The following is a 3,114-nucleotide window of genomic DNA, read 5'->3' as shown; positions in this document are numbered from 1 at the left end:
AGCCGGAGCAACGGATTGCGCATCCCGTGTCGGGGATGCGCAGCAAGTCGTGGACCCCGCAACCCCCGAAGGACTTTCGGAGCCGACCACTAAGGATCTGTGTCTACCAGCGGCCCTTGCGGCCTGGTAGGACTCGGTGCCGGTCTCGATGATGGTGCCGTTGAAGGTGAGTCGGTCGACGATGGCCGCGCAGAGCCTGGGGTCGGTGAACGTCTTGGTCCAGCCTCCGAACGATTCGTTCGAGGCGATGGCCGGAGTTCGGCGGCCGTCGAGGTGACCGCCACCGCGTGGTCGTCGGACCCAACTGGCCGCGGGTATCAGAGACTTCGCCCCGCTCCTTATGCCCCATACCGACAACGCCGATGCGCTCACGCACTGGATCGCCCAAGTCCGGACAGCTGACCTGCCCCACCTACACGCCTACACCCGGGGCCTGGACCGGGACATCGACGCCGTGATCGCCGGGCTCACACTTCCGTACAGCAACGGCCCTACCGAGGGCGTCAACACCAAGACCACACGGATCGCGCGCCAGATGCACGGACGAGCAGGCTTCACCCTCCTCCGGCACCGCACCCTCCCCGGATAACAGCACGCTCCGTCACCACCGAATGCGAGACAGGGCCGCTCCCCGTACAAACCCCGTCCTGGACTTCGATGCCCGAGGCCCCTCAGGGGCGGCCGGGTGGGGTGTGGAACGTGGATTGCGCCTGTTCCGGGTTCGCCTGTTCTGGCAGAGGCGGTGCCGGCGGGAACAGGTGGTCTTCCAGAGCGGGCAGCCCGAACAGCATGAGAAGCGGCACCGCCGGGCCGAGCAGCGCTATCAGGATCACGACGCCTCCCTGGGGAGCTGGCGATCACGGCTGATGCTTGACGGCAAGCCGACCACGTTCACCGTGCGGCCGAACGGGGGACGCCGCACACGGAGAGAGGCTGCGTACCGGCCGAACGGGTGATGCCAGGACGTACGGACGCACCGTCTGGCGGAGGACCGCAGCAGCTTGCGCACGGTCGGGTGCCGGCGGCCACGAGCCGGCACCCCCGCGCCTCCGCCCCGTTCGGCACCCTCCGGGTGGGGCGAGAGACGGGATGCCGGTGACGAGGAGCCGCCCCCACGGCGTGCCGTACGCCGTCATCGAACCCTGGAGGGTTCGCAACACGAAAACCCGATCCTCGCCATCCGTGCGGGCCGGGCCGTCATCGAACCCTGGAGGGTTCGCAACGCTCACGCCAGCATCCGCCAGGAAGGCGGTACCACGCCGTCATCGAACCCTGGAGGGTTCGCAACACGAGGGCCGGAGCGAAGGAGTCCGGGTCGAACACGCCGTCATCGAACCCTGGAGGGTTCGCAACATGATCAGCAGCTTCATGTGCATGATCGCGCCACTTCGAACTTTGATCACTGGCCAGCCGTGTCCAGCAGTCGGGATTCTGCGCTGCCAACGAAAGGACCTCGGGCTGTCCCCGCGTAGGGACGACCCAGGGTGATACCGGCGTTGGGGACCAACGAGGCAGTGGTTGGCGGTAGCAATGATTCCGATGACGACCGCTGTGACTGCGAGGAGCCGCCGCATCACCAACTGACCGTTACCGCGACCAGTGGCGGGTAACGGTCAGCTGTTTCAGTGACGGCTGCCGCTAGTGGAAGCGGACGACGACGCACCCAGCGTGCCCCGCCCCGCCGTCGTCACCGGCAGCGCCGCTACCGCTGGCGTCGCCCCCGGAGCCGGCGAGGCCGGCCGCGCCGCAGGAGGCGGGAACCGGGCCGGCGGCGCGGCCCCCAGCGCCGCCGCGGCCGCCAGCGCTGCCGACGCCTTTGGTGCCGTTGCCGCCCGTGGCGCCCGGCTTGTATCCGCAGGGGCCTTCGCTGGGGCTTTGGCCGCCGGTGCCGGGTCGGCCGCTGAAGGTGCCGTAGGTGGCGCCGCCACCGCCGCCACCGCCGGGCATGGTGTCGGTACGGCCGCCGAGGGACACGGAGGTGGCGCCGCCACCGCTCCCCTTGCGGCCGTCATCCGAGCCACCTACGGAGGAGCTGACACCGCCGCCACCGCCTACCCCGCCACGGCCCACGGTGATGCGCACGTCGTCGCCCGACGTGACGAAATAGTGGCACTCCATGCGCCCGCCGCCACCACCGCCGCCACCACCGCCGCCGGCCGTCGAGCCGATGCTGCCACCACCACCGCCACCGCCGGCGCCGATGAGGGTGACGGTGACCGTGAGTGCGCCGTCCGGCAGCTCGCAGGACGCAGCTCCTGCGGTCTTGAACGTGACGCCACTCACGCAGGTGGTTGCGGCATTTGCCGGAGAGGCCAGTGTCACGGGCGCCACCACGCCCCCGACAGCCAGCGCAACTGCCGCGGCCAAGAGCTTGCGTACTCGGTGCGGCGGATTGTTCATCGTCATGCCCGAGGATGCTATGGAGTCAGGTGGGCCGTCGCCCCGCAACTGGCGGCGCACCACTCAATCGTGGGGCCTTGCCGGTTCGGCTGACCAGCGTGCGCTGCCATGGCACACGATCAAGGTTCGGTGGCACGGGACAACTGGCCCCGGTTTGCCGTGGCCGTCGTTGCACCTAGAATCGAACACATGACCGAGCTGCCGCCTGACCCTGCGCGTCTCCGCGCGATCCTGCGGTACCTCGACGAGCAGCTCGCCGGCAACGAAACCGTCGGCATCTACCTGCGGCTCCAGCGTGACGCGGCCCGCAAAGCCCTCGCTGCCGCCGAGAGACGAGCCGCTCCCCAGCCACAGCGGCCACCCCGACCACGGCGTGCGGCACCGGCCCCCGTCACCGGGCCCGCCTCCAGCGCCCTCCCGCCGACCGGCTACGTCATCGAGCCGAAGAAACACTCCAAGCACCCTGCGCCCGCGCTCTACCACCTCGCGGACTGCACCATGCCCCAGCGCGAGACGTCACCGGTCACCCCGGATCAGATCCGTCTCGGGCTCCGTGACCCCCTCGGCATCCTCGCGGCCTGCGAGTTCTGCGCACCGGACAATAACCTGGAAACCGATGACTAGTGCTGGATTCCTCTTTCTCGGGGTATATATCCAGGTGGCGGGGTGTTTCGGGTGCTCGGGGGCGGGTGCGGGACGGTGGTGTTACGGGCA

Annotated in this window: 3 protein-coding genes and 2 pseudogenes; 2 read left to right on the top strand and 3 right to left on the bottom strand. The window is 69.3% G+C overall.

Annotated elements, in window-relative coordinates; translation table 11 throughout:
• Positions 1-117: 117 nt before the first annotated feature.
• Positions 118-252: pseudogene (locus ACFYMM_RS44270) on the bottom strand (ATP-binding protein); the annotation flags it as partial.
• Positions 253-298: 46 nt separating this feature from the next.
• On the opposite strand from ACFYMM_RS44270, the pseudogene ACFYMM_RS44265 reads away from it, so the two are divergent.
• A pseudogene (locus ACFYMM_RS44265) lies at positions 299-589 on the top strand (transposase); the annotation flags it as partial.
• Positions 590-671: 82 nt separating this feature from the next.
• Here the strand turns inward: ACFYMM_RS44265 and ACFYMM_RS44260 are convergent.
• Positions 672-833 (bottom strand): hypothetical protein, encoded by a 162-nt coding sequence (locus ACFYMM_RS44260; RefSeq protein WP_388398515.1) that lies wholly within the window; start codon positions 831-833, stop codon positions 672-674.
• A gap of 805 nt (positions 834-1,638) precedes the next feature.
• On the bottom strand, positions 1,639-2,406 hold the full coding sequence (locus tag ACFYMM_RS44255) for a hypothetical protein (RefSeq protein ID WP_388398512.1): 768 nt from the start codon (positions 2,404-2,406) through the stop codon (positions 1,639-1,641).
• 183 nt (positions 2,407-2,589) lie between these two features.
• Here ACFYMM_RS44255 and ACFYMM_RS44250 point away from each other — a divergent pair, with 183 nt between their 5' ends.
• The gene (locus ACFYMM_RS44250; RefSeq protein ID WP_388398509.1) at positions 2,590-3,024 is read left to right on the top strand and encodes a DUF6233 domain-containing protein; all 435 of its coding nucleotides are present in this window, start codon (positions 2,590-2,592) and stop codon (positions 3,022-3,024) included.
• The last annotated feature ends 90 nt before the right edge of the window (positions 3,025-3,114 follow it).

The organism is Streptomyces sp. NPDC006739 (genome assembly GCF_042869815.1).
In the GTDB taxonomy this organism is placed as follows: domain Bacteria; phylum Actinomycetota; class Actinomycetes; order Streptomycetales; family Streptomycetaceae; genus Streptomyces.
The sequence above is the reverse complement of the archived record's forward strand: the minus strand, read 5'-3'. Positions and strand labels throughout refer to the sequence as shown.